The 25,391-nt window shown below is 65.4% G+C and carries 23 protein-coding genes; 10 read left to right on the top strand and 13 right to left on the bottom strand.

Going from position 1 to position 25,391, the window contains the following annotated elements:
• Positions 1-177 precede the first annotated feature (177 nt).
• Positions 178-744 (top strand): TetR/AcrR family transcriptional regulator, encoded by a 567-nt coding sequence (locus E3T38_RS17360; RefSeq protein ID WP_134548432.1) that lies wholly within the window; start codon positions 178-180, stop codon positions 742-744.
• Between the two features lie 110 nt (positions 745-854).
• Here E3T38_RS17360 and serA read toward each other — a convergent pair whose 3' ends face one another.
• The gene (gene serA / locus E3T38_RS12235; protein WP_104200968.1) at positions 855-2,447 is read right to left on the bottom strand and encodes a phosphoglycerate dehydrogenase; all 1,593 of its coding nucleotides are present in this window, start codon (positions 2,445-2,447) and stop codon (positions 855-857) included.
• Between the two features lie 86 nt (positions 2,448-2,533).
• On the opposite strand from serA, the gene E3T38_RS12230 reads away from it, so the two are divergent.
• Positions 2,534-2,929, top strand: coding sequence for a DoxX family membrane protein (locus E3T38_RS12230; RefSeq protein WP_134548431.1), 396 nt, complete (start codon positions 2,534-2,536; stop codon positions 2,927-2,929).
• On the opposite strand, the gene E3T38_RS12225 is transcribed toward E3T38_RS12230, so the two are convergent.
• The 10 genes from E3T38_RS12225 to E3T38_RS12180 form a co-directional block, all read right to left on the bottom strand.
• Positions 2,930-3,301, bottom strand: coding sequence for a hypothetical protein (locus tag E3T38_RS12225; protein ID WP_134548430.1), 372 nt, complete (start codon positions 3,299-3,301; stop codon positions 2,930-2,932).
• Complete coding sequence (locus E3T38_RS12220; protein WP_134548429.1) at positions 3,298-3,822, bottom strand: hypothetical protein; 525 nt, start codon at positions 3,820-3,822, stop codon at positions 3,298-3,300. The genes E3T38_RS12225 and E3T38_RS12220 overlap by 4 nt, the downstream gene beginning before the upstream one ends.
• Positions 3,823-4,039: 217 nt before the next feature.
• Entirely contained in the window at positions 4,040-5,332 is a 1,293-nt protein-coding gene (locus E3T38_RS12215) for an alkaline phosphatase family protein (RefSeq protein WP_134548428.1), read from the bottom strand.
• On the bottom strand, positions 5,329-6,975 hold the full coding sequence (locus tag E3T38_RS12210; RefSeq protein ID WP_134548427.1) for an alkaline phosphatase: 1,647 nt from the start codon (positions 6,973-6,975) through the stop codon (positions 5,329-5,331). Before E3T38_RS12210 ends, E3T38_RS12215 begins: the two co-directional genes overlap by 4 nt.
• Before the next feature lie 63 nt (positions 6,976-7,038).
• Positions 7,039-7,671 carry a DUF998 domain-containing protein gene (locus E3T38_RS12205; RefSeq protein ID WP_166805508.1) on the bottom strand — a complete coding sequence of 211 codons (633 nt, stop codon included), beginning with the start codon at positions 7,669-7,671 and terminating at the stop codon, positions 7,039-7,041.
• Positions 7,672-7,818: 147 nt separating this feature from the next.
• Positions 7,819-8,847 (bottom strand): ketol-acid reductoisomerase, encoded by a 1,029-nt coding sequence (gene ilvC, locus E3T38_RS12200; protein ID WP_134548425.1) that lies wholly within the window; start codon positions 8,845-8,847, stop codon positions 7,819-7,821.
• Positions 8,848-8,891: 44 nt separating this feature from the next.
• Complete coding sequence (gene ilvN, locus E3T38_RS12195; RefSeq protein WP_174722183.1) at positions 8,892-9,401, bottom strand: acetolactate synthase small subunit; 510 nt, start codon at positions 9,399-9,401, stop codon at positions 8,892-8,894.
• A 2-nt stretch (positions 9,402-9,403) separates the two neighbouring features.
• A complete protein-coding gene (locus E3T38_RS12190; RefSeq protein ID WP_134548424.1) occupies positions 9,404-11,197 on the bottom strand; it encodes an acetolactate synthase large subunit in 1,794 nt (597 codons plus the stop codon).
• A 54-nt stretch (positions 11,198-11,251) separates the two neighbouring features.
• Positions 11,252-12,946 (bottom strand): dihydroxy-acid dehydratase, encoded by a 1,695-nt coding sequence (gene ilvD, locus E3T38_RS12185; RefSeq protein WP_104197633.1) that lies wholly within the window; start codon positions 12,944-12,946, stop codon positions 11,252-11,254.
• Between the two features lie 31 nt (positions 12,947-12,977).
• Positions 12,978-15,248 carry a bifunctional alpha,alpha-trehalose-phosphate synthase (UDP-forming)/trehalose-phosphatase gene (locus E3T38_RS12180; protein WP_134548423.1) on the bottom strand — a complete coding sequence of 757 codons (2,271 nt, stop codon included), beginning with the start codon at positions 15,246-15,248 and terminating at the stop codon, positions 12,978-12,980.
• Between the two features lie 105 nt (positions 15,249-15,353).
• Here E3T38_RS12180 and E3T38_RS12175 point away from each other — a divergent pair, with 105 nt between their 5' ends.
• From E3T38_RS12175 to E3T38_RS17170, 8 genes are all read left to right on the top strand, one after another.
• Complete coding sequence (locus E3T38_RS12175) at positions 15,354-15,542, top strand: hypothetical protein (RefSeq protein WP_104128266.1); 189 nt, start codon at positions 15,354-15,356, stop codon at positions 15,540-15,542.
• A gap of 116 nt (positions 15,543-15,658) precedes the next feature.
• On the top strand, positions 15,659-16,243 hold the full coding sequence (locus E3T38_RS12170) for a hypothetical protein (protein ID WP_134548422.1): 585 nt from the start codon (positions 15,659-15,661) through the stop codon (positions 16,241-16,243).
• A 70-nt stretch (positions 16,244-16,313) separates the two neighbouring features.
• Positions 16,314-18,089, top strand: coding sequence for a glycoside hydrolase family 15 protein (locus E3T38_RS12165; protein WP_134548421.1), 1,776 nt, complete (start codon positions 16,314-16,316; stop codon positions 18,087-18,089).
• A gap of 86 nt (positions 18,090-18,175) precedes the next feature.
• Positions 18,176-18,778, top strand: a complete 603-nt coding sequence (locus tag E3T38_RS12160; protein WP_134548420.1) for a biotin transporter BioY — start codon at positions 18,176-18,178, stop codon at positions 18,776-18,778.
• Entirely contained in the window at positions 18,775-19,455 is a 681-nt protein-coding gene (locus E3T38_RS12155) for an energy-coupling factor ABC transporter ATP-binding protein (RefSeq protein ID WP_134548419.1), read from the top strand. The genes E3T38_RS12160 and E3T38_RS12155 overlap by 4 nt, the downstream gene beginning before the upstream one ends.
• 10 nt (positions 19,456-19,465) lie before the next feature.
• Entirely contained in the window at positions 19,466-20,059 is a 594-nt protein-coding gene (locus tag E3T38_RS12150) for an energy-coupling factor transporter transmembrane protein EcfT (protein WP_134548418.1), read from the top strand.
• A gap of 150 nt (positions 20,060-20,209) precedes the next feature.
• Positions 20,210-21,211, top strand: a complete 1,002-nt coding sequence (locus E3T38_RS12145; RefSeq protein WP_134548417.1) for an FKBP-type peptidyl-prolyl cis-trans isomerase — start codon at positions 20,210-20,212, stop codon at positions 21,209-21,211.
• Between the two features lie 163 nt (positions 21,212-21,374).
• Entirely contained in the window at positions 21,375-21,794 is a 420-nt protein-coding gene (locus E3T38_RS17170; RefSeq protein ID WP_134548416.1) for a DUF1801 domain-containing protein, read from the top strand.
• 20 nt (positions 21,795-21,814) lie between these two features.
• Here E3T38_RS17170 and E3T38_RS12135 read toward each other — a convergent pair whose 3' ends face one another.
• On the bottom strand, positions 21,815-24,034 hold the full coding sequence (locus E3T38_RS12135; protein ID WP_134548415.1) for an alpha-galactosidase: 2,220 nt from the start codon (positions 24,032-24,034) through the stop codon (positions 21,815-21,817).
• Between the two features lie 13 nt (positions 24,035-24,047).
• A complete protein-coding gene (locus E3T38_RS12130) occupies positions 24,048-25,379 on the bottom strand; it encodes an ABC transporter substrate-binding protein (protein ID WP_134548414.1) in 1,332 nt (443 codons plus the stop codon).
• Positions 25,380-25,391 lie beyond the last annotated feature (12 nt).

The following is a 25,391-nucleotide window of genomic DNA, read 5'->3' as shown; positions in this document are numbered from 1 at the left end:
GCACGGTGGGATTGGTGGGACCAGCGGGGGCAGACACGATCTCGTTCACTTTCTGTGTACTTTTTTCGACCGTTATCGGCGGAACATCACCTTCGACTGTACCGGCTAGACGGTATAGTTGTCTAGTCCGTTACTTGTGTCCAACCGACAGTCTGCGTGTTCGTTACCATGGCCCCTATGTCAAAAAATGCCCCCGCGCCGTCCGCTCCCACGCGGGATCGGCTGCTCGACGCCTTTGAGGAGCTACTGGTCGAGGGCGGCGAACGCTCCGCCACACTCGACTCTGTGGCGGCGGCAGCCGCGGTGTCCAAGGGTGGCTTGCTCTATCACTTCGCCTCGAAGGACGCCCTTGTCGACGGCCTGTTGGCCCGCCTCGACGCGCTCGCGCGCGAGGACGCCGATAACATCCGCACCGCCCCGGCCGGACCCGTCGACTACCTCATTCGCACCTCGGTGCACACCGGCAGTCCGCTTGACCGCGCTTACATCGCCGGTTCCCGCCTCGCCCAAGGCCGCGATCCCCGGGCCATGCAGGTGCTCAGCGAGATTCGTCGACGCTGGCTCTCGGTCATTGAAGACGCCGTACATGACCCGGATACAGCCCAGGCGATCATGCTGATCAGCGACGGACTTTACGTCAACTCGTCGCTTGCCGCGTACGAACTCACACCACCGAGCCACACCGACGAATCCATGACGCGGCTGATCACCCTGATCGGCCGGCTACTGCCGCACGCCAAGTAGTCATCCAGGCCGGATACCTCCGAGCCGAACCTCGGGACAGAAAGTGGGCGCCCACCGGGCAGGCGCCCACTCGTATCCGTTCTACCGCCCCCATTCACGGGCGAAGGGCGCTACTCGGTGAGGTCGATCTCCACCATGATCTCGGCGTCGATCGCCGTTCGCACCGCGGTGAGCAGCCCGGCCGGAACCTCGGAGTCGACGGTCAGTACGCTCAGCGCCTTGCCGCCGGCCACGTGGCGGGCGATCTGCATGCCTGCAATGTTGATGTTGGCCTCGCCGAATTCGCGGCCGTAAACGGCGACGATTCCGGGGCGGTCGGCGTAGAGCATCACAATAAGGTTCTTGGCGAACGGAACCTCAACGTCGTAGCCGTTGATTTCGACGATCTTCTCGATCTGCTTGGTGCCGGTGAGGGTGCCAGAGACGGAGACCTGCGAACCGTCGGCGAGGGCGCCGCGCAGGGTGATGACATTGCGATACTCGGGCGATTCGGCGTCGGTGAGCAGCCGCACGGTGACACCGCGCTGCTCGGCTAACAGCGGCGCGTTGACGTAGGACACGGTTTCGCTGACCACGTTGGTGAAGATGCCCTTGAGTGCGGCGAGTTTGAGCACGCTGACGTCGTATTCGACGAGTTCACCACGCACCTCGATGTCCACGCTGGTGAGCGGGCTGTGCGCGGCGAGGCCGGAGAATACCTGGCCGAGTTTTTCAACCAGCGGGATGCCGGGGCGCACGTACGGATCGATGACGCCGCCGGCTACGTTGACCGCGTCGGGCACGAGCTCGCCGGAAAGCGCGAGGCGCACGGACTTGGCAACGGAGACGCCCGCCTTTTCCTGGGCTTCGTCGGTCGAGGCGCCGAGGTGCGGGGTGGTGATGATGTTGTCGAGTCCGAGCAACGGAGAGCCGGTGGGCGGTTCGCTGACGAACACGTCGAGGCCGGCGCCGGCGATGGTGCCGGCGAGGAGGGCCTCGTGCAGCGCCTCTTCGTCAATGAGTCCGCCGCGGGCGACGTTCACGACGAACGCGGTCGGCTTCATCAGCTTGAGCTGGGCTGCACCGATCATGCCGGTGGTCTCGGGGGTCTTCGGCATGTGAATAGTGACGAAGTCGGACTGCGCGAGCAGTTCGTCGAGGGTGACCGGGGTCACGCCGAGCTGCTGTGCACGCGCCGACGTGATGTACGGGTCGTATGCGATGACGTTGGTGCCGAACGCCTGCAGGCGGGCGGTGATGAGCGCGCCGATCCGGCCGAGGCCGATGATGCCGATGGTCTTTTCGTAGAGCTCGACACCGGTGTACTTGGAGCGCTTCCACTGCCCGTCGGCGAGGGCGCCGGAGGCGGCCGGAATGTGACGGGCCAGGCTCAGGATGTGCCCGACGGTCAGCTCGGCGGCCGAGATGATGTTGGAAGTGGGGGCATTGACGACCATGACTCCGGCCGCGGTGGCGGCCTTGATGTCGACGTTGTCGAGGCCGACGCCTGCACGGGCGATGACCTTCAACAGCGGCGCGGCCTTGATGGCTTCGGCATCCATTTTGGTGGCGGACCGCACCAAGACGGCCTGCGCCGTGGCGAGCTCAGCGAACAGGGCGGAGCGATCGGTGCCGTCGACGTGGTGAATGTCAAAGTCGGGCCCGAGGGCATCGACGGTGGCGGGGGAAAGTTCTTCGGCGATCAGGACGACGGGCTTCGACAATAAAATCGGATCCTTAGATTGCTTTGTCGGTGGCGCGACAAGGGGCGCTACTCGGATTCCAACCCTACCGGCTGCACAATAGACGAATGAGCAGCGACGTAATAGACGGTCTCCAACTGGTTCTGCGCGTGCTTCTGGCCCTGGTTTTCGTTGGCGCCGGGATCACTCATTTTCAGCCGGCGGTGCAGCGCACGATGGCGGCGATGATTCCGCCGCGGCTGCGGCGGAGCGGTCTGGCCAACCCGGTGAACCTGGTGTTGTTCACCGGGGTGTGCGAGATTGCTGGCGGGCTGGGATTGCTTTATCCACCGACCATGGTGGTCGCAGCCGTCGCGCTCGCGGTGTTTCTGGCGGCGGTATTTCCGGCCAATGCCTATGCTGCGCGGCACCCGAAGCGGTTTGGGCGGGTGGCGATCCCCTTGGTTCCCCGGCTCATCGCGCAGCTCATATTGATGGCCCTCATCATTGTCGCGGTGCTTTAGCTAGACGATCAATCGACCCAGGCTGAACACAGCGGCAATGTCAAGCGACACGGCGGCCACCGCACACAGCCCCACGAGAAGGGTCAGGGCCTGCACTCCGAAAGCCCGGTTGCGTCCCAGCCAATAGGCCAGGGCGTAGACCAACACCGGCAGCAGCACCGCGAAGATGAGCACGGCCCAGCCGAAGCCGCTCAGCTGGGTCGCGAGTGACTGCGCCTGAAGGTTCAGCCCGACCAGGTTGCCGACGGCTTCCCACACGTCGTAGGCATAGAACAATCCGAAGAATATTGCAATGCTCAGCAAAGCCCACCGTGGTGGACGTCGACGGCTGGCGGTGGTGTCGTCCGAGATATTGCCATCTGCGACGCTCATGAGCCCGCTCCCGAACCGATAATGAAGGGCAAGGGGGCGAGCACGACGACGCCGATCAGCAGCCAGATCAGCCGCGCACGCGGTCGGCTCATGGTGAGCCAATAGGTCACACCGAACCACGCGAGTGGCGCGGCTACCGCCAGCCAGGCGCCGAGCGAGAACATGAATTCGGTGACCGGATCGGTGATGGAATTTTCGATCCGCGCGACACCGATGAACCAGCCGATCGTGTACAGCAGGTACATGCCGGCCAGGATGCCCATGCCGATCAGGGCAACAGAGCTCGGTGCTGAGGCGGAAGGCTGGGTGTTGTCGGGTGGCTGGGCACCGCTCGGTTCAGGGTTATCAGCCTCCGTCGTAGTGTCGGCAGCGGCCTCGGAGTCCGCTGAAACCCGAGGGATGCTCCACCCTTCGGGCAAACCACCAGACGCCGGCCTCGCCCGATCGGTGCTCCCGTCTTGCAGCGTTGGGTCGTCGTCACCGGCCCAGTTCAGTGCGTCGTCGTCACGTCTCGGGTTCATTTTTATAGAGTATCCGGTTGCGGCCGACGATGCCGGTTAGAGCGAGGGTGTAGCACTCCGCCCTCGGGAATAATCGGCACGAGGCCGCGACTATGGCGGGAACGTTGGGGACGGCAATGACGACGAGACCGGGGCCGACGATTTTCCATTTGGGCGCTGACGTGTCAGGGCACGAAGAAGGAGATGATCAAGGTGAGGGCATCGGGCAGGTCGCGGGCTACGCGGTGAACGCCGCGCTTCTCGCCGTGCCGTCGTAGCCGCCGGCTGGCGCCGGCAGGCCCAACAGTGCGCCGATCGTGGGCGCGACGTCCACGGTTCGGGCGGGGTCCGACAGGGTGATTTCCCGGCGAACGCGCGGGCTGCCGCCGGAAATGAAGAAGGGAATCGGTTCGGTCGTCGGATGCCCGTGGTTGCCGGGAATCGGATTGGACGCGATCGTCGGGTCGGAGAAGCGCCAGCCGGCCCGGCAGAAGGCGACGAGGTCGCCGGCCTCGGCGCCGAGGCGGAGTGCGGCCGGTTCGAACACCGAGAGCACGCCCTCATGGGCGGTCACGAGCGCGCGTATCTCGGCGAGTCCGGCGGTGCGACCGGCGACGCTGCCCACCCAGTAGAGCAGGTCGGCGCCGCCGTTTTGGCCGATGACGATCTGCTCGCGCAGCGCCGGGTGGTCACGGAGGATCAGGTCCACCGAGATGACGTTGGAGGGGATCGACCAGTCCATCGAGTGGTCGGCCAGCACCACGAGCACGCTGGTCTCCCAGAGTCCGGCCGAGACGAGGTGGTCGACGAAACGGCCGATCTGGAAGTCGCTCGAGGCGAGCGCTGCGGTGCGAGCAGCTTTGATCGAGGTACCGGTCTCGTCGGAGTGCCCGACCCGGTCAATGTCACCGAAATTGGCGAAGATCAGGTCAGGGTCGGAGGTCGTGACCATGGCGATGAGCGCGTCCATGGTGAACCGGTCCGGCGCGTGGTTAGTGAGGGGTACCAGCGGCGCCGGCTCCCACCGGTAGGTCGCCCGCTCACCGAAGATTCCGAACAGGTACTCCTTGCTCAGCACCGAGCCGGTGGTCAGCTTTTTCTCCTGCAGCCGCTCGAGCAGGGTCGGAAAGCGCAGGTCGCTCGGTCGGTCGAGGTCGCGGACCACGGCTTCGGCCCGGTCGTAGATCGAATTCGCGGGAACGCCGGAGCGGTCGGGCCGCACGCCGGTCATCATCATCACGTGGTTGGGGATGGTTTCCATGACCGGAAGCGACCGGGCCGTCGGAAAGTTGACGCCCTGGCTGCGCAGGGCGTGCAGCCGGGGGGTGAGCTGCGCGGTGATCTCGTCGGGGCGGCATCCGTCGACCACGAGCACGTAGACGCGGGTGCGGGCGGCGGGCGGCACCGCGATGCTCGGGGGCTTGGCCCACGCCGTTCCGGGTGCGGCCGAGAGCACGACGGTGGCGCTGGCGCCGACGGCGATCTTCAGGAACTGGCGGCGGTCTGCGGCGATCGAGGCGGGGCCGTTCATGCGAGGGCCGTGACCTTATGAGTGCCGGCGGCGACTTGGTAGGACACCGACCGCGAGCTCGTGGAGGTGGGGCTGGTGCGGTCGGAGAGCACGTACCAGTCCATCCGCACCGCCGCGGGGGTCACCTCGAGCACCGAGAAGCCGTGTGAGTCGAAGTCGAGGTATTTCACGTGCGGGTTCGCCGCCTTGAAGGCATCTTCGACGGCGATCGAACCGCTGCGCGGCGGCACTCCGAGAATGTCGTCGAGGTTGTCGCTCGTGACCGAGGTACAGACGAGCTCCGCGGCAACGGATGTCCCGGTGCTTGGGTAGGTGAGCGGGTCGGCGGGCACGTCGCAGGCCCAACCGGAGTGGATGTCGCCGGTGAGGAAGACGGCATCCGTGATCGCATTGTCGCGCAGATGACTGATTACGCGGCTGCGATCGGCGGTGTAGCCGTCCCACTGGTCGACGTTGTAGGGCACGCCGTCGATCGTCGAGGACCCGAGCAGGGTCTGCACTCCCCCGATCTCGGCGGTGGAGAGGGTGGAGGGGAACCGTACCGGGGCGATCATCACTGGGTTGCCGATGAGTTTCCACTGGGTGCTGGCCTGCGTCAAGCCGTCGAGCAGCCAGTTCATCTGCGCGGCCCCGGTGAGGGTGCGCTCGGGGCTGGAGATCTCCGGGCTGACGATGGTGGACGCCTGCTGGCTGCGGTAGCTGCGCAGGTCGAGCATCGACAGGCTCGCGAGGTCGCCGAAGCTGAAGCGACGGTAGAGCTGACCGCCCGCATTATACCGCACCGGCATCCACTCGGCGTACGCCTGCTTGGAGGCGGACTTGCGCACGTTCCACGTGCCCTCGGAGCCCTCGGTGTGGTTCTCGGCGCCGCCGGACCAGGCATCGTTGGCGGATTCATGGTCGTCCCAGGTGACGATAAAGGGCACGACCGCGTGCAGGGCCTGCAGGTCGACGTCGGTCTTGTATTGGGCGTGCCGGCGGCGGTAGTGCTCGAGGGTGGTCATTTCTGTGGTTGGATCGTGCGGACGCACGACCACATCGCGGGCCTGGTACTCGCCGACACCGTATTCGTAGAGGTAGTCACCAAGGTGCAGTACGACGTCGAGATCACCGCGGTCGGCGAGGTGGCGATAGGCGGTGAAGTAGCCGGCCTGCAGGTTCGCGCAGGACACCACCCCGAGGCGCAGCCGGTCGAGGGCCTCTCCGGCCGCCGGGGCCGTTTTCGTACGCCCGACAGGCGAGGTGACGCCGCCGGAACTGAAGCGGTACCAATAGGCCGTGCCCGCGCGCAGCCCGCTGGGGGCGGCCTTGACCGTGTGGTCGCGGGCGGCCCCGGTGACGACGGTGCCCTTCGCGGCCACCCGCCGAAAGCCGGAGTCTTCGGCGAGCTCCCAGGTCACGGAGACGTCTGCGCCGAGGCCGGAGCCGGGCACGGCGGTTTTCACGGGGGTGACCCGGGTCCAGAGCAGGATACCGTCGGGCAGCGGGTCTCCCGAGGCCACGCCGTGTGCGAAGGTCGTGCCCGGGAGGGCTCCCTTGGGGGCGGCTGCCTGGGCAGGTTCGCCGCCGACGGTCGCGGCGGCGGCACCGGCGACCACGAAGACGCCGGCGGAGAACAATTCACGTCGAGAAAGAGTTGTCATCCCTCCAGCTTGCGGCGCGGGCGAGCTGACGCCACGACCGAGAGCGGGATGTTCACGCACTGTTCACGGCGGGCTCGGGGCGGGGACCGGCGCGTCCAGCCGGAGCATGCCGGCACAGACGAAGAAGACCCAGCCGAGGATGCCCAGCAGGCATATCCGCTCGGCAAGGCCCAGCAGGCCGGGGGCCACGGTCACCGTGAGCAGCAGAAACAGCAACCCCGCCATGGCGATGGCGGTGAAAATCAGGGCTGCCCGGAGGCTTTCCGGGAGTAGCGCGTTTCGGTGCAAGCTACGGGTCAGGAGCACGATCGCGGCGAAGGCCGTGAGAAAGCCGAGGGTTGCGAAGACCAGGTGCACGAGTCCCGCGGCAGTTTCGGCAACGAGCCCGGCTCCCGCGGCGGGGATATCGGTCGGAAAGAAGGCGAGCACCCCCGAGCAGAGCCCGGCGACCCCGAGCAGGAGCAGGCCGATTCGGTGCAGCGCAGATACCGTGCCCAGCTGCCCGATCGCGACCATCGCACACAGCGTGGTGACAGCCCGGCCAAGGAAGTTGACGTTCATGACCCAGCCGAAGGGACCGACAGCGAGGTTGCTTTCGGCCTCGCTGATCGGGCTGTAGTGCGGCGGCAACAGCTGCAGCACGACGTCGACGGCGACATAGCCGAGCACGCCGAGCATCGCCGCGGACGCGCTCACGCGCCGAAGGCCCACGGTCCCCCTTCCAATCACGCCCCGCCCCCACCCCCCGCGAAACTGCAGTTGTCGGGTTTAAACCGCGTTCTGCAGCCCCGCAATTGCAGTTTCGCGGAGGGGACGGGCGGGGTGGGTGGGGCGAGCGGGGATCTAGCGGGCGGCTTCGCCGTCGACGTAGTCGTCGTCGGTCGACGCGTTCCACGCGAAAAGCTTGCGCAGGCTGCGGCCGGTGGCCTCGATCGGGTGCTCTTCGCCCTTCTTGCGCAGGGCGAGGAACTCGACTCCGCCGTTGTCTTGATCGGCGATGAAACGCTCGGCGAACGCGCCGCTCTGGATGTCGGCGAGAACGGCCTTCATGTTCTCCTTGACGCTCGGGTCGATGACGCGCGGACCCGAGACGTAGTCGCCGTATTCCGCGGTGTCGGAGACGCTCCAACGCTGCTTCGCGATGCCGCCTTCCCACATGAGGTCGACGATGAGCTTGAGCTCGTGCAGCACCTCGAAGTAGGCAACCTGCGGCTGGTAGCCGGCCTCGGTGAGAACCTCGAAGCCGTACTGGATGAGCTGTGAGGTACCACCGCAGAGCACGGCCTGCTCACCGAACAGGTCGGTTTCGGTCTCTTCGGTGAAGGTGGTCTTGATGCCGGCGGCGCGCAGGCCACCGATCGCCTTGGCGTAGCTGAGGGTGATCGGCCACGCGTTACCCGAGGCGTCCTTCTCAACGGCGACGATCACGGGAACGCCACGGCCGGCTTCGAATTCGCGGCGCACGGTGTGGCCGGGTCCCTTGGGAGCGACCATGACGACGTCGACGCCGTCCGGAGCGGTGATGTAGCCGAAGCGGATGTTGAAGCCGTGTCCGAAGACGAGGACCTTGCCGGCGGCGAGGTTCGGCAGCACGTCGTCCTTATACAGGTGACGCTGCACCTGGTCGGGAGCGAGGATGACGATGACGTCGGCCCAGGCCGCGGCATCCGCTGTGGACAGCACGGTGAAGCCGGCTTCTTCGGCCTTGGCCGTGCTCTTGGAGCCAGCTTTCAGGCCGATCTGGACCTCAACTCCGGAGTCGCGCAGGTTCTGCGCATGGGCGTGACCCTGCGAGCCGTAGCCGATGACGGCCACCTTCTTGCCCTGGATGATCGTCAGGTCGGCGTCTTTGTCGTAGAAAATCTCAGACAATATGTTTCTCTCCTCGTGAATTGATGGTTGGAAAACTGAAAACGTTAGTTTCTGAAGACGCGCTCGGTGATCGACTTCGATCCGCGCCCGATGGCCAGCAGACCCGACTGCGCAAGTTCCCGAATGCCGAACGGTTCGAGCACCCGCAGCAGCGCCTGGGTCTTGCCGTTGTCGCCGGTGACCTCGATCACGACGGCGTCGGTGGCCACGTCGACGACGCGGGCACGGAACAGGTTGACCGCTTCGAGCACCTGCGATCGAGTCGTGCTGTCGACCTTGACCTTGATCAGCAGGTGTTCGCGCTGCACCGACTGCGACACGTCGAGCTCGACGATCTTGATGACGTTGATGAGCTTGTTGAGCTGTTTGGTCACCTGCTCGAGCGGCACGTCGTCGACATCGACCAGGATCGTGATGCGGGACAGGCCGGGGATCTCGCTGTGGCCCACGGCGAGGCTCTCAATGTTGAACCCGCGACGCGCGAACAGGCCGGCGACGCGCGTGAGCAGGCCGGGCTTATCCTCGACGAGCAAACTCAGAACGTGGCTCGTCACGGTTATTCGTCTCCCCAGGTTGGTGCGTGGTCTTTGGCGTATTGAACGAAACTGTTGCTGACTCCCTGCGGAACCATCGGCCAGACCATGGCGCCGGGGCTCACGATGAAGTCGATCACGACCGGGCGGTCGTTGGTGGCGAGGGCCAGTTTGATGGCGTCATCCACCTGGTCCTTGCTGGTTACCCGAATTCCGAGCGCGCCATAGGCGTCCGCCATCTTGACGAAGTCGGGAACCATGGCGGTACCGTGACCGGTGTTGAGGTCTGTGAACGAGTGGCGTCCGTCGTAGAACAGCGACTGCCACTGGCGCACCATGCCGAGCGAGGAGTTGTTGATGATCGCGACCTTGATCGGGATCTTGTTGATCGTGCAGGTGGCGAGTTCCTGATTGGTCATCTGGAAGCAGCCGTCGCCGTCGATCGACCAGACGACCCGGTCGGGTTCGGCGACCTTGGCACCCATGGCGGCCGGAACGGAGTAGCCCATGGTGCCGGCGCCGCCGGAGTTGAGCCACGAGTTGGGGCGTTCGTACTTGATGAACTGGGCCGCCCACATCTGGTGCTGGCCGACGCCGGCCGCGTAGACCGCTTCGGGTCCGGTGAGTTCACCGATGCGCTGGATCACATACTGCGGAGCCAGCAGCCCATCGGTCGGCTCGGTGAAACCGAGCGGAAACTCCTCCTTCAGTCCGTGCAGGTAGGTCCACCACTCGGCTGTGTCGGACGCGCCAGCCTGGGCGACTTCCGTCCACGCGATGATCAGGTCGGCAATGACGTCCTTGGCGTCACCGACGATGGGTACGTCGGCGAAGCGAATCTTGGAGATCTCGGCCGGGTCGACGTCGACGTGCACGATCTTCGCGTTGGGCGCGAATTCGCTGATCTTTCCGGTCACCCGGTCGTCGAAGCGAGCTCCGAGTGAGATGATGAGGTCGCTCTCCTGCAGCGCGAGCACGGCCGAAACCGTGCCGTGCATGCCCGGCATGCCGAGGTGCTGCGGGTGCGAGTCGGGAAAGGCGCCACGAGCCATCAGCGTGGTCACGACCGGCGCACCGGTCGCCTCGGCCAGGGCGAGCAGTTCAGCGGATGCGTGGGCGCGAATAACACCGCCGCCCACATACAGCACGGGCTTCTTCGCGGCCAGCAGCAGCTGGGCCGCGGCCTGCACCTGCTTGCCATGGGCCTTGACGATCGGACGGTAGCCGGGCAGGTCGAGCTTGGGCGGCCAGATGAACGGCGCCAGGTTCTGCTGCGCGTCCTTGGTGATGTCCACGAGCACCGGGCCGGGCCGGCCGGTGGAAGCGATGTGGTACGCCGACGCGATCGCGGCCGGGATCTCTTCGGCGCGGCGAGCGAGAAAGGAATGCTTCGTGATCGGCATGGTGATACCGATGATGTCCGCTTCCTGGAAGGCGTCCGTTCCCATCGAGGTGGAGAACACCTGGCCGGTGATCGCGAGCAACGGAACCGAGTCCATGTAGGCGTCCGCTATGGCGGTGACGAGGTTGGTGGCACCCGGGCCGCTGGTGGCAATAGCGACGCCGACGCGTCCGGTCGCGGAGGCGTAGCCCTCGGCCGCGTGGCCGGCTCCCTGTTCGTGGCGTACCAGAATGTGGCGAATCTTGGTTTGCGTCATGAGCTCGTCGTAGAGCGGAATGACGGCGCCGCCGGGGATGCCGAAGACGTCGGTGACGCCGAGCAGCTCGAGAGTGCGAATGATTGCACCCGAGCCGGTGAGCATCTCCGGCTCCGCAGACGCCGGAGCTGAAGGCACGGGAGTGGTTTCCGTGGTCATGGTCGTTGAGTCCCTACTTCGAATCGATGGGTTTGGGCTTACCCGTGCGCGAGATCACCCAGTGATGGCGCCTTCGGCGGCTGAGTGCACGAGCTTGGCGTACTTGGCGAGGACGCCACGGGTATAACGCGGGGGAAGCGGCGCCCAGCCTTCTCGGCGGGCGGCCAACTCAGCAGGTGCGACCAGTAGGTCAAGCGTGCGAGCTGCGATATCGACCCGTATCAGATCCCCATCGCGCACGAAGGCGATTGGACCTGCGTCCACCGCTTCGGGTGCTATGTGGCCGATGCACAGTCCGGTTGTGCCGCCTGAGAATCGACCGTCCGTTAATAGTAGTACATCGGAGCCGAGCCCTGCGCCCTTGATGGCGGCGGTGATCGAGAGCATCTCGCGCATTCCCGGCCCGCCCTTGGGGCCTTCATAGCGGATGATGACAACGTCACCCTTGTAGATCTTGCCTTCGGTCAGGGCATCCATGGCCGCACGTTCTCGCTCGAAGACCCGTGCCGGTCCCTCGAAGACGGCGGCGTCGAATCCAGCGGTCTTCACGACGGCACCCTCTGGCGCAAAGGTACCCTTGAGGATGGTGATGCCACCGCTTTTGTGAATGGGGTTGTCGAGCGTTCGCAACACCTCCCCGTCGAGGTCGGGCGGGTCGATCTCGGCGAGGTTCTCGGCCACGGTCTTGCCGGTCACGGTGAGCGCGTCGCCGTGAATGAGGCCGGCTTCGAGTAGCGCCCGCATGACGACGGGAACGCCGCCCTGACGGTCGACATCGTTCATGACGTACTTGCCGAAAGGCTTGAGGTCGCCAATGTGCGGAACCTGGTCGCCGATGCGGTTGAAGTCGTCGAGGGTGAGTTCGACCTCGGCCTCGCGGGCGATGGCGAGCAGGTGCAGCACGACGTTGGTCGAGCCACCGAAGGCCATGGCCACGGCGATGGCGTTCTCAAACGCCTTGCGGGTGAGAATGTCGCGGGCGGTGATGCCGAGGCGCAGCATGTTGACGACGGCTTCGCCCGAGCGGCGGGCGAAATAGTCGCGGCGACGATCAGCGGATGCCGGGCTCGCCGAGCCGGGCAGGCTCATCCCGAGGGCTTCCGCGACGCTGGCCATGGTGTTCGCGGTGTACATGCCGCCGCAGGCACCCTCGCCGGGAGCAAACGCACACTCGATGCGCTTGGCATCCGCTTCGCTCATGCGTCCCGCTTTCACCGCGCCGACCGCTTCAAACGAGTCGATGATGGTGATGTCTTTTTCGGTGCCATCGGAGAGTTTGACCCAGCCCGGCGCAATCGATCCGGCGTAGAGGAACACGCTCGCGAGGTCGAGTCGAGCGGCGGCCATGAGCATGCCCGGCAGCGACTTGTCGCAGCCGGCGAGCAGCACGCTGCCATCGAGACGTTCGGCCTGCATGACGACCTCGACCGAGTCAGCGATGACTTCCCGGGAGACGAGGGAGAAGTGCATGCCTTCGTGGCCCATCGATATGCCGTCGGAGACCGAGATGGTACCGAACTGCAGCGGGTAGCCGCCGCCGGAGTGCACGCCCTCCTTTGCCGCCTGCGCCAGGCGGTCGAGCGACAGGTTGCACGGTGTGATCTCGTTCCACGAGCTCGCGATACCGATCTGGGGCTTGTCCCAGTCCGCATCGCCCATACCGACTGCACGGAGCATTCCACGAGATGTGGTGGCCTCGATCCCATCGGTGACGTCGCGGCTACGGGGTTTCACATCGATCTCAGACATACTTCCGAGTCTAGAACCTTGCCGAGCCGGGTTAACCCGCCTGGGCAGCCCGAAGCTCCGCGATACGCACCAGCACCTGGGTAACCTCGTGCGGGCTGCGCACCCGGTAATTCGCGAGGGTGGCACCCTGCCCGATTTTGAGCCCAAGGTCGTCGTCACGCAAAGCCCCGAAGGCATCCTCGTCGGTCACGTCATCACCGGCGTAGAACACACGGTCGGCACCGGTGTAGTCGCGCAGCTTCTTCAGGGCGTCGCCCTTGGTGCTCGACCGAACCGAGAATTCCAGCACGTTCTTACCTTCTCGAACGGTCAGCCCGGGCAGCTGATCGCCCAATTGCTCGCGGGCCTGACGTTCGGCTCTCTCGCCGTCTTCCTCGGTTGCGAGGCGAGTGTGCAGGGCCATGCCAGCGGGCTTGCGCTCGATTGTGGTGCCGGCGATCCCGCCGGAGATGCTCTCGAGCACCCGGGCGAGGGTATCGAGTTGCTCGAGCTCGGTGGAAAGCAGGTTGAGCTCAATCTCGGGGGTGTCCAGCTGTACCTCGATGCCGTGCGAGCCAGTGAGCAGCACCGAACTCTGTGGCTGGGCAACGTGTTGCAGGCTCACCAGGGCTCGTCCGGAGACGAGGGCGACTCGCACGCCCGGCAGGTCGAGCAGGGCCTGCACGGCTTCCCGGTTGCCGGCGATGGCACGGGCGTCTTCGGGATGGTCGACGTGGGGCGCCAGGGTGCCGTCGAAGTCGAGGGCGATGAGCAGGTTCTCGGCGCCGGCAATGCTCTGCAGTGCCAGGTCGAGGTCGTCGGGGATTCCGGCGGGCACGGCGGCGCCGCCGGTGAGCGCTCTTAAGAAGGAAGCCGACCAGACGGCGACATCGTTCTCGGCGACTTTGCGTCGCAACGACCGCATGCGGCGCGTACGCTCCCGTTTGGGCATCTCGATCGCCCGCACGATGGCATCCTTGGTACCGTCAATGTCGTGCGGATTGATGAGAATCGCCTGTTTGAGTTCATCGGCGGCGCCGGCGAACTCGCTCAACACAAGCACTCCGTCAACGTCGAAACGCGCGGCCACATACTCTTTGGCGACCAGGTTCATACCGTCGCGCAAGGCGGTGACGAGCATGACATCGGCGGCGAGGTACATCGCGACCATCTCTTCGCGCGGGTAACTGTGGTGGTGGTAGCTGATAGCGATGTGACTGATAGTGGAGAAATCGCCGTTGAGCCGGCCGACAGCGAGCTCGATCTCGTCGCGCAAGGCCATATAGGTACTGACACGTTCACGTGAGGGGCTGGCAACCTGCACCAGGGTGACGTCTTCAACGCTCAACCGGCCGTCGGCGAGCAGCTCACCAAAGGCCTTGATGCGGTGGCCGATGCCCTTGGTGTAGTCGAGCCGGTCGACGCCGAGCATCAGTGTTTTGGGGTTGCCGAGGTCTTCGCGAATTTGGCGAGCCCTGGCTTGAATGTCGGGGCGCCGGGCTAGTTCTTCGTAGCCGGCCGAGTCGATCGAGATGGGAAAGTGTTTGGCGATGACGCGGCGGGAGTCCCCATTCTGGCCGGTCTCGCTGGTCGGCACGTCGATGACGACGCCGCGGGTGGGGTAGCCGTAAAGACGACGTACCGCTTGGGAGAAGTTACCGGCGTCGGCACTGCGCTGGAAGCCGATCACGTCAGCGCCGAGCAGCCCGTGCAGAATCTGTTTGCGCCAGGGCAGCTGCGCATAGATTCCATATGGCGGAAAGGGAATGTGATTGAAGAAACCGATGACGAGGTCAGGGCGGGCTTCGCGCAGCATGCGCGGCACAAGCTGCAGCTGGTAGTCGTGCACCCAGACCGTTGCACCCGGGGCAGCGACTGCAGCAGCCGCCGCTGCGAATCGGCGGTTGACGGTAATGTACGCTTCCCACGTTTCGCGGTGAAAGCTCGGCGGAGCGATAACGTCGTGGTACAGCGGCCAGAGCGTGTCGTTGGAAAAGCCCTCGTAGTAATCTTCGATGTCGGCTTCATCGAGCCGCACCGGCACGAGCGAGATCCCGTCATTTTCGAACGGTTCGAAATCGCGGGCGGCGACACCCGGCCAGCCGACCCAGGCCCCATGCGAGGAACGCATCAGCGGTTCAAGCGCGGTGACCAGCCCGCCGGGCGACGTGCGCCAGGTGATGGCGCCATCCTCGGCCTCTTCGTAATCTACCGGTAGTCGGTTGGAGACGACGACGAAAGTGTACGTGCCGGCGGGGGCAGGCGCCGGCGCTACGGGGGGCGGGTCGACCAGGGACCGTGTGAGCTCGGCTGAAGTTGTGATGGATCATCCGTTCCGGGCACACCCGAAGTGCACACCTCTGTTGCAGCCCTAAGGTTACCAGTCGGACCACGCCTATTCCCGGGTAACCTGATGCCGGAGGAACACATGCGAAAATTCTTGTTCAGCAGTGCAATGATCGGCGTTATCGCCGGTGGTTGGAACACCGTCCAGGCTACGCGGCACGGCCCACGGGACTGGCGTCTCGTGATGCTGTGGCTCGGTTGGGGTCTGAGCGCCGCCGTCGCCATCGGCACGGTCATCGAAGACGCGAATAAACGTCAGGTCGAGAGCTGAATTCAGCTCCCAATCGGGGTGTTCGGCGGCGTGTCCCCCGGTGAATCGACGACTTTCCACCCAAAATATAAAGCAGCTGAGTTGAGCTGCATACGCGTACCGGAAAGGGGCTTGTCATGTTTGGTCGTCGACGCCGACGTTTGGCCGCAAGTGCGGCGCTGAGCGTCGCCTCCACCCCGGTGCTGCGCGACGAACAGATTTTCGAACTGCTGCACGACAAGCTCACGGCGTTGGTCGGTGAGCACGGCGCCTGGACGCTGGTGGCCCGCAGCGCGGACGACACCGAGGTCATTTTTCACGGGTTGAAAGCCAGAGAGATCGCGACCGAGCTGACCGACGCGATCACCACCCAACAAGCCGCTCTGCGCGGCGAGAGCAGCGGTGAGCCGACCGCTCTGACCTGGTTTCCCGCGCCAATCACGACCTGGAGCGAACCAGCCGCGAGCGAGGCCCCAGCACGGGGCGCTGCACCAATCAACGCTGAACCAATCAACGCTGCCCTGGCCAACGCGGCCTCGGTCAACACTGCCTTCGCCGACACTGCCTTCGCCGACACTGCCTTCGCCGACACTGCCTCGGTGGACGCCCTGCTCGCCGAGGCCACGTCGGTTGAACCGAACGACGACGACCTGGCTGCGGCTTCCGCTGCCTGGATTGACAAGGCCTCCGCAACGCTCGCATCGGCCCGCCTCGTCGTCTAACCGCATCAGCAACAATCGACGATGCCCGATCGTCGGCGAATTCTCACCCTGTTGCTGACAGGATGGCCTGATGGCACTCAATATCGAGGACTACGCGCTCATCAGCGATTGCCATTCGGCGGCCCTCGTAGGTCGGGACGGCAGCATCGACTGGCTATGCCTGCCACGCTATGATTCCGCTTCGATGTTCGGAGCCCTACTCGGCGACGAGAACCACGGCCGTTGGCTGCTGGCACCGGCCGACAAGGGAGCCACCGCCACCCGCAGCTATCAGGGTGACACCTTCGTGCTGTCGACCGTGTGGACCACGAAAACAGGCCAGGTCGAGGTACTCGACTTCATGCCGCACGGCAACGGCCGGGCCGATCTGGTGCGCCGGGTGCGCGGCATCAGCGGCACGGTGCACATGACCCAGGATCTGCGCATCCGCTTTGGCTATGCCACGACGATCCCGTGGGTGCGCCAGCTCAAGGGCGAGTCGGTGCACGGCCTCGTGGCGATCGCCGGGCCCGACGCCATTGTAGTGCGCGGCCCTGCCCTGCGCGCCTCAGACCACCGCCACGTGTCCCATTTCGACGTCACCGCTGGCGACACGGTCGACGCCCATCTGACCTGGTATCCCTCGCACCGCGATACTCCACCCGCCATCGACATCGATGCCGTCCACGCCGCGACCTGCGCCTGGTGGCAGAAATGGGCGTCGAGTTGCAGCCACGAGGGCCCCTTACGCGCCCAGGTGGTTCGTTCCTTGCTCGTGCTGCGGGCGCTGACGCATGAGCGAACCGGCGGCATTGTGGCGGCCGCGACTACCTCGCTGCCCGAGCAGATCGGGGGCACCCGCAACTGGGACTATCGCTATGTCTGGCTCCGCGATGCCTCGCTCACGCTCGAGGTTTTACTCAGCCACGGCTACGAGGTGGAGGCCGGCGGCTGGCGGGCCTGGCTGCTTCGCGCCATTGCCGGCGACCCGGGCGACGTGCAGATCATGTACGGGCTCTCCGGCGAGCGCTACCTGCCCGAACACGAACTGACCGCCCTGCCCGGCTACCAGGGCTCCTCCCCCGCGCGCGTGGGCAACAGCGCGGTCGACCAGTTCCAATCCGACGTGATCGGCGAGGTCATGGTGGCCCTGCATGCAGCCCGCGCCGCGGGCGTGCGCGAGAACGAGTTCTCCTGGCCGCTGCAGCGCGCCCTCATGAGCTTTCTCGAGAAGAACTGGCGCCGCGCCGACCAGGGCATCTGGGAAGTACGCGGCCAAGCCCGCGAATTCACCCACTCCCGGGTGATGGTCTGGGCCGCCTTTGACCGCGCCGTGCGCGGCATCGAAGAGTGCGGCCTCGACGGTCCGCTCGACCGTTGGAGGACCCTGCGCGACGAGGTGCGCACCGACATCGAGACTCGCGCTTTTGACGCGAATCGAAATAGCTATGTGCAGTACTGCGGCAGCACCGAAGTGGATGCCTCGCTCCTCGTACTCCCACAGGTCGGCTTTTGTGCGCCCACCGATCCACGCATGCTCGGCACTGTGGCTGCGATCGAGGCAGACCTCATGCGAGATGGGCTGCTGCTGCGCTACCGCACCCACGCCGCGGTGGACGGATTGCCGCCGGGTGAGCATCCGTTTCTGGCCTGTTCCTTCTGGCTGGTCGAGCAATACGCCAAGTCGGGAAGATGTGATGACGCCAATGCGCTCATGAATCGACTGCTCGGCTTCGTGAACGATGTCGGGCTGCTCTCCGAGGAGTACGACGTGACCAGCGGGCACCAGATGGGCAACACCCCGCAAGCGCTCTCACATCTGGCCCTGGTGCGGGCAGCGGATGCGATTGAGGCTGCTGGCTCTTGATCCCGATCACGACCTCTACAGTTCGCGGTGTTTTGTTGTAGATATTCTTCAGCGGCGGGTCGGCGCCGAATTCTAGATTTAAAACCATGACCGACACTGCACGTTCGAGCGCCCCGACAAGGCGCATTATGCCCGCCCGTGATCTTGCCCAGATCGCTATCTTCGCCGCCCTCATCGCGGCGCTCGGCCTGCCGGGACCCCTCAACATCGGGCCGGTGCCGATCACCATGCAGACCCTCGGCGTGATGCTCGCCGGGGCGATTCTCGGCCCGCGCAAGGGAACCCTCGCCGTGCTGCTGTTTCTCGTTCTGACAGCGGTGGGTCTCCCCCTGCTCGCCGGCGCTCGCGGCGGCATCGGCGTCTTCACAGTCAGTCCGGCCGCTGGCTACCTGTACGGCTGGCTGCTCGGTGCCTTCGTCACCGGATACCTCACCGCCCGCCTGCTGCCGAAATACCCGTTTTGGCCCGCTCTCGGCGCCACGATTCTCGGCGGTATCGTCGCCGTCTACCTGGTTGGTATTCCCGTCATGGCCCTCAACCTCGGCCTGCCGCTCGTGACCACGATCGGCCTGAACCTCGCGTTCATACCCGGAGACCTGATCAAGGTCATTGTGACCGTGCTGGTCGCCCGCCAGGTGCACAAGGCCTACCCTGGCCTCATCGCGAAGGGTCGCCGGACGGTAGCGTGAGCGTCATACGCTTCGACCAGGTCGGGCAGTCATTCGGTGAGCGCAGGGTGCTGCGCAACGTGAATCTCAGCCTGACCGAGCACCGCATCGGCATCGTCGGCGCGAACGGCTCGGGTAAATCCACGCTCGTGCGCATGATCAATGGGCTCGTCACTCCAACGAGCGGCACCGTGACGGTGGACGGGCTCGACGTGGCCCGCCATGCTCGCGACGTGCGCCGCAAGGTGGGGTTCATTTTCACGAATCCCGACAACCAGATCGTGATGCCCACCGTGCAGGAAGACGTGGCGTTCACCCTGCGTCGACGCGGTCTCTCCCCCGCCGAGATTGCCGAGCGCACGGCGGCCGCCCTGGAACAGTTCGGTTTGAGCGAGCAGGCCGAGCAACCAGCGCACCGCCTCTCCGGCGGGCAGAAGCAACTGCTCGCCCTCGCCGCCGTTTTGGTGGCACGTCCGGCCACGGTCGTTGCCGACGAACCGACGACGCTGCTCGATGCCCGAAATGCCCGGCGCATCGGAGAGCTACTGCATACGCTTCCCCAGCAGGTCATCGTCGTCACCCACCACCTGCACCTGGTCGAAGAATTCGACCGCGTGATCGTGATCGAAGACGGTACGGTCGTCGCTGACGGCGCGCCCGAGCAGTCCCTGGCGGCGTACCGCGCCCTGCTGCAGTGAGCAGCGGCACATGATCGGCCTGTACAGCCCCGGCACCTCGCTCATTCACCGGGCGCCCACCCTGCTCAAGCTGTTTCTGCTCTCACTCTGCGTCGTTCTGATCGGAATCTCGCCCAATCCGTGGGTCGTCGGCGGCGCGGCGGCCGGCGTCGTGCTCTTGTTTGTGATGGCGCAGGTCCCGGTGCGAGCGGCCATAGCCCAGATCGCTCCGATTCTGCTGATCCTGCTGGTCGCGGTACCAATCCAGGGATTGCTTTCCGGCTGGATGGTCGCCGCCGTGATGGCAGGCCGTCTGCTCGTGGCCGTGGCCCTCGCCGCCCTGTTCACGATGACCACGACGGTCACCGCCGTGCTCGAAGCGTTCCAGGCCCTGCTGCGACCGTTCCGCCGGTTCATCGACGCCGACCGGGTGGGGTTGCTCGTCGCGCTCACCATTCGCTGCATTCCGTTGGTGAGCGACATCGTGCGCGAGGTGCTCGAGGCCCGCACGGCGCGCGGTACGCGGGGCTCGCTCCTATCGATCGCCGTTCCGGTGGTGGTGCGCTCGCTCTACGCAGCGGATGCCCTGGGTGAGGCCCTGATCGCCCGCGGTCTCGACGACTGACTCTCGCCTGCCCGGTCGCCACGCCGAGGCATCCACTCAGCCCGTTCTGAGGCGAAGCGTGGCAGAGTAGGGATTTGGGCGTTCGCGCCACCCAGACATTCACCCGATCCGTGCCTGCCTGTCTGCAGCTACGTTCTCGAAAGAGGCCCCGTGTCGAAGATTCCCGCCCTGCTCGCCATCGTTGGCCTGACTCTCGCGCTGACCGCTTGCGGAAGCAGCGATACTCCCCAGCCAACGGATGCCGCTCCCGCGGCCGATGCTGCCTTTGCCGAATGCACCTCCCCGGGCAAGATCTCGGACACCGTCGATGTGACCGGCGACTTCGGCGGCATTCCCACCGTAGACTTCGCGGAGCCGCTTGACCCCTCGTCCACCCAGCGCACGGTGGCGATCAAGGGAACCGGCACCACCGAGGCGGGCGGCGGTTCCTTGGTAGCTGCCTCACTCTCGGTGTACAACGGAACCACCGGCGCCGTGGTGCAGGAAACGAAGTACCCGACCGACGGGTCCAGTGAAACCATCACCGTCGGTGATACCTTCCTGCCGGGACTCGTGCGGGCCGTCAACTGTGCCGTTGAAGGCGACCGCATCGTGACGGTCAGTACGACCGAAGACGCCTTCGGCACCACGGGCGCATCCGAGATCGGAATCGCAGCGGGTGACTCGGTTGTCTTCGTCATCGACGTCATCTCGGTTACCAACCTCGCCGACCGTGCCGACGGTGTCGACCAGCCCGCCGTCGACGGTCTTCCCACCGTCACACTCGCCAAGGATGGCGCCCCAACCATCACCATCCCCGACGCAGAAGCGCCGACCGAACTGAAGATCGCACCCTTGAAGCTGGGTGACGGAGCCGTGGTCGCCGATGGCGACACCGTATCGGTCGAATACACCGGTGTGATCTGGGCCAGCGGCAAAACCTTCGACTCCTCGTGGACCACGGTCGGACCGGCAACCTTTGCCACCAACCGGGTCGTTCCAGGCTTCGGCGCCGCGCTCGTCGGCCAGACCGTCGGATCCCAGGTGCTGGCGGTCTTGCCACCGGCCGAAGGCTATGGCGAAGCGGGCAACGATCAGGCTGGTATCAGCGGAACAGATACCCTCGTGTTCGTCGTCGACATTGTGGGCACTGCAGCAACTCCCGCCGCCTAACGCAGACGCCCGGCGCGCCGCCCATCGACCTTTCGGTTGGTGGGCGGCGTTTTTTCGTCTACTGACGAGCCGTTCCTGAGTGTCTACCCAGCCTCGCCGGGGGGTTGACGTGAGAGTGTGGAGATACGGATCCAACTGCCCGGCAGCGTGTCGGGCGTGATCTATCCCATCGAAAGAGGCTATCCACCTGACATCCACACCCGCCCCCATTATCACGATCAAGCCATCGGTCAAGCCGTCGAATATTGACGAGTACGTTGCCGTTCCCGCCGAGCCGCTCGCCAGCGTTGTTGACCTGCTGCGGACCACGTTCGATCTGGGACTACCGGAAACCGCAACGGAACTGTGGCACGGACATCCGGTCTGGCTCGACGACAACGTGCCGGTAGCCGGATTCAAGGCCTACCCGACCTTTGTGACCGTGTTGTTCTGGCGCGGCCAGGCCATCACCGATGACTCGGGCAAGCTCAACGCAAGCGGTTCGGCGGAGATGAGCGAGTTCAAGCTGAAAAGCGTCGACGACTTCGACAGCGACCTGTTCGACGGCTGGCTGCGGCAGGTACGCGAGCTCCAAGCCGCGTAGCTCCCAGGGGTTAAAATCGCTCAGTCGACCGCGTCGACCGCGAAGAGCGCGGCCTGCTCCGGGGCAAGCAGCGGCGCGGGTAGCCCCACGAGAGCGAGCACCGCCCCGATCAGCGTCACCGAACCACCGCCACTCGGAGCATCGGCGACGGTGGTGGAAGCTGCAGTCAGGCCTCCCAACGCGGCATGCCACGCTGGCGGTGTGTCCTGGATTGTGCGCGGAGAGCCGCCGAGTAGCAGGGGCGTCACTCGATAGCACCGCTCGGGCGCGAGGCCGGGAAATCGCATCCGCTCCGGAACGGCGTCACGCGGGGCTGCGAGGGCCACTTGGGCGAAGAGGGCCGAATCCTGGTCGCGCGAGACGACGCCGTGCAGCACAAGAGCGGGGTCGCTCGGGTCGGCCCGCACGACAACACCGGAGTGCAGCAAAGGGCGTAGCCGTTTGTAGTGCGTGATCCACTCGGTAATCTGCCCGAGCTCCTCGGCGCTCGCACCGACGAGATTCCACTCAATGCCGGCCGCACCGAACAGCGCCGTCGCCAGCCGAAAACTGAGCTCAGAGGTGCGTCCGGTGGTGTGCGCCGTGGCCGCGCCGAGATGCCCGCCGAGGTATTCCGGCGGCACGAGCACGCCCGTATATCGTTGGATCTGCTGTCGCTCGAGCGGGTCGTTGGTATCGCTGGTCCAGACCCGGTCGACGCGCTCGAGGATTCCCAGGTCGATCCGGGCTCCCCCCGACGCGCAGGACTCGATCTCGATGCGCGGGTGTGCCGCGCGCACCGCATCGATCAGACTGTATAACGCCGCCGTCTGCCGGTGGGCGGAGCCAGCCAGCAGGTCGCGATTGTGGTCCCACTTCAGGTACGCGATCGGGTACTCCGTGAGCAAAGCGGTGAGGCGGGCGAATACCCAGGCAAAAGCTTCCGGGTGGCTCAGATCGAGCACACGCTGGAACCGCCAGGTCAGCGCCGGTGCTTCGGTGGCCGAGGGTTCCGGGACGCCGCCGAGCACCCACTCCGGGTGCGCACGGGCCACCTCTGAGTCGAGACTCACCATCTCTGGTTCGACCCAGAGGCCGAAATCCAGGCCGGCCGCGTGCACGTGTTCGATCAGAGGATGCAGGCCACTGGGCCACGTCACGGGGTCGACGAACCAGTCGCCGAGGGCACGGCGATCATCCCTGCGGCCCGTGAACCAGCCGTCATCGAGGACGAAACGTTCCACGCCGGTCTGCGCCCCGGCATCCGCAAGGCGCGCCAGGGTAGGCAGGTCATGCTCGAAATACACGGCCTCCCAAGTGTTCAGCACGACCGGGCGCGGCGTCCGAATGGTCGACCACGAGCGGATCCACGGATGCAGGCGCGCCGACAGCCCGTCGAGCCCGGCATCCGAGTACACGGCCACGGTCCACGGGGTGCTGTAGCTTGCACCGGCGGCCACACCCAGCTCGCCGGGAGCCAGCAGTTCACCGCTTCCGAGCACCGAAAAGCCCAGGGGGCTGTTCTCAGCCCAGGCGCGCTTGTCACCGCTCCAGGCAAGGTGAGTGCACCACACTTCACCCGAACGAAAACCGAATCCGGGCGTACCGGCCACCATGAGATAAGAGTCGTCATGCCCGGGGCGGCCGTGTCGAGACTCGCGGCTCCACACGCCGTGGCCGAGCGTGCTGCGCTGCGGCCGACGCTCGTGAGTCCACAGCCCGGTGAAGTCAAGCAGTTCCCCGGCCCGACCGGGTACCGGCAGTATGACGTCGAGCGAACCCAGTTCGAAGGCTCCAGCGCCGGCGATGCTACTCGTGTTGGTCACGGTATGACGCAGCCGAAGCACCCCCTGAACCGAGATTTCAAGGTCGGTGCGCACAGAAATCTGGGCCGCGGCATCCGCCAGCAGAAGCGTCAGGGTCTGGGTTCCTGGCAACGCGAAGCGCCCCGTGGGGCGCTCGCCCGACCGAACGCCCACCAGGCGCAGATCAATGGCCGAGCCGCCCCGGCCTGGCCGGAAACCGCTGATTCCCGGTCGCCCGCTCCACCCCTGCGCGAGGGTGGGCAACAGGGTGAGCCGCAGGGGTACGTCAATCGAGCTTGGCGCGATCGACGGCACGGATGCGTCGGCCAACGTGATCAGCATGGCGTCGGTCAAATCGCCAAGGTCGGCACCCCAGTGCACGATGACGGGTACGCCCGTGCCGCGGGCATCCAGCACCAGGCTGGTGCCCGCGGCACGGAGGTAGGGAATCGACACAGTGGAGCTGATGCTACTTGTTGACCGGGATCGACTGTGCCTGGAGGGCGTCGATCGTGCTCTGCTGGGCGCTCGTGAGAGCACTCACCAGCGTGCCGTTGCCGGTGACTGCACCCTTGAAACCGTCGGAGGTGTCGTTATAGACCTGCGTCATGGTCGGGCCCCAGATGAAGTCGGGCGATACCTGAGCGGACGCCTCGGCGAACACATCGTAGATCGCCTGGCCGCCATAGAATTCGACGCCTTCCTTCAAAACCGGCAGTTCCAGGCCACTCTTGGCGGCCGGGTACAGGTTGGCCGATTTGTTCAGCATCGTGAGCGCCTCATCAGAGGTGTTCAGCCAGAGCGCGAACTGTGCAGCCTCGTAGGGGTGCTCGGAGCCTTTGAACACCGCGGTGGACGAGCCACCCCAGTTGCCAGCGGCGCTCTCGCCATCGGCCCATTGCGGGGAGAGTGCGACGGACCAGTTGCCGGCGGTGTCTGGAGCACCGCTGGCGATGGAGTTCGCCCCCCAGGCCGCCGAGTTCCAGGTCCAGTCGGATCCGGTGTTGTAGGCGTTATTCCACTCATCGGTCCACGGCGGGTTGGTCGAAACGAGATCGCGGTCGATCAGGTCCTGCCAGTAGTTGGCAACCTTGACGGACTCCGGGCTGGTCAGGTCGATGGTCCAGTTGTCACCGTCGTTCTCGAACCAGGTTCCGCCGGCCTGCCAGACGAATCCGGCAAACTGGTTGATGTCGCTCTGCGAGAAGTTGGTGATGTACCCGCCGGTGGCGCGCACGGCCTCCGCTGCAACGGCGAACTCTTCCCACGTGGTGGGGATCGCAATGTTGTTGGCCGCGAAGAGATCGGCGCGGTAGAACATCGCCATGGGGCCGGCATCCTGCGGCACCGCATAGACGGCGTCCTCTTCGCCGAAGTTGACTTGACCCCAGGTCCAGTCCACGAAGTCGTCCTGGGCGGCGAGTACACCCGCGCAGGAAGCGAGGTTTGTCAGGCCGTCCTGCACGCGGAAGTTGGGGAGGGCGTCGTATTCGATCTGGCCGAGGTCGGGCGCGTTGCCGGCCTTGAGCTGGTTGAAAAAGTTCTGGTAGGTGCCACCGTTTCCGTTCGGGCCGGTCTGCACCTTCACCTGAATGTCGGGGTTTTCATCGTTCCAGATCTTGACGACTTCCTCGATCCCAGGTATCCAGGTCGTAAAGGTCAGGTCGACCTTGCCGTCCGAGGGTGCACAGGCTGCGGCGTCGCCGCCGTCCTGTGTGGTCGAGCCTGACGCGCAGCCGGCCAGCACGACCGTGGCTGCGGTGAGCAAAGCGACGGTGGCTGCTCTCTTCGTGATACGCATTGTCCTTCTTTT

This window comes from Cryobacterium sp. Hb1 (assembly GCF_004403585.1).
Classification (GTDB): domain Bacteria; phylum Actinomycetota; class Actinomycetes; order Actinomycetales; family Microbacteriaceae; genus Cryobacterium; species Cryobacterium lyxosi.
Note: the sequence above shows the minus strand (reverse complement) of the source record. Positions and strands in the feature narration are given on the sequence as shown.

Coding starts and splice junctions, on each gene's coding strand:
- E3T38_RS17360 (WP_134548432.1), top strand. CDS start 178: ATGTCAAAAAATGCCCCCGCGCCGTCCGCTCCCACGCGGGATCGGCTG.
- E3T38_RS12175 (WP_104128266.1), top strand. CDS start 15,354: ATGCGAAAATTCTTGTTCAGCAGTGCAATGATCGGCGTTATCGCCGGT.
- E3T38_RS12130 (WP_134548414.1), bottom strand. CDS start 25,379: ATGCGTATCACGAAGAGAGCAGCCACCGTCGCTTTGCTCACCGCAGCC.
- E3T38_RS12210 (WP_134548427.1), bottom strand. CDS start 6,975: ATGACAACTCTTTCTCGACGTGAATTGTTCTCCGCCGGCGTCTTCGTG.
- E3T38_RS12220 (WP_134548429.1), bottom strand. CDS start 3,822: ATGAACCCGAGACGTGACGACGACGCACTGAACTGGGCCGGTGACGAC.
- E3T38_RS12165 (WP_134548421.1), top strand. CDS start 16,314: ATGGCACTCAATATCGAGGACTACGCGCTCATCAGCGATTGCCATTCG.
- E3T38_RS12150 (WP_134548418.1), top strand. CDS start 19,466: ATGATCGGCCTGTACAGCCCCGGCACCTCGCTCATTCACCGGGCGCCC.
- E3T38_RS12160 (WP_134548420.1), top strand. CDS start 18,176: ATGACCGACACTGCACGTTCGAGCGCCCCGACAAGGCGCATTATGCCC.
- ilvD (WP_104197633.1), bottom strand. CDS start 12,946: ATGTCTGAGATCGATGTGAAACCCCGTAGCCGCGACGTCACCGATGGG.
- E3T38_RS12215 (WP_134548428.1), bottom strand. CDS start 5,332: ATGAACGGCCCCGCCTCGATCGCCGCAGACCGCCGCCAGTTCCTGAAG.
- E3T38_RS12190 (WP_134548424.1), bottom strand. CDS start 11,197: ATGACCACGGAAACCACTCCCGTGCCTTCAGCTCCGGCGTCTGCGGAG.
- E3T38_RS12230 (WP_134548431.1), top strand. CDS start 2,534: ATGAGCAGCGACGTAATAGACGGTCTCCAACTGGTTCTGCGCGTGCTT.
- E3T38_RS12225 (WP_134548430.1), bottom strand. CDS start 3,301: ATGAGCGTCGCAGATGGCAATATCTCGGACGACACCACCGCCAGCCGT.
- E3T38_RS12170 (WP_134548422.1), top strand. CDS start 15,659: ATGTTTGGTCGTCGACGCCGACGTTTGGCCGCAAGTGCGGCGCTGAGC.